The organism is Devosia alba (assembly GCF_039938915.1).
Taxonomy (GTDB): domain Bacteria; phylum Pseudomonadota; class Alphaproteobacteria; order Rhizobiales; family Devosiaceae; genus Devosia; species Devosia alba.
Genome location: NZ_JBDUUI010000185.1, coordinates 1 through 220 on the forward strand (window position 1 = coordinate 1; position 220 = coordinate 220).

Here is a 220-nt window from a genome sequence, read left to right on the forward strand (position 1 = left end):
GGGCCACTGGCGACCGATATGTATTTGCCCGCCCTGCCGCAAATTGGCAGCGACTTTGGCAGCGGAGCCGACTCGGGCCAGCTCACCCTGAGCCTCTACATGGCCGGCTTCGCCCTGGCCCAGCTGGTCTGTGGCCCGATTGCCGACCGTTTCGGTCGCAAGCCGGTGATGATTGCCGGCTTTTTGCTCTTTGCCATCGCCAGCGTGGGCTGTGCGCTGG

At 65.0% G+C, this 220-nt stretch carries 1 protein-coding gene; it reads left to right on the forward strand.

Annotated elements, in window-relative coordinates; all coding sequences use genetic code 11:
- Positions 1 to 18: 18 nt before the first annotated feature.
- A partial coding sequence (locus ABFY71_RS19225; protein ID WP_347947485.1) for an MFS transporter occupies positions 19 to 220 on the forward strand: 202 nt, incomplete at its 3' end.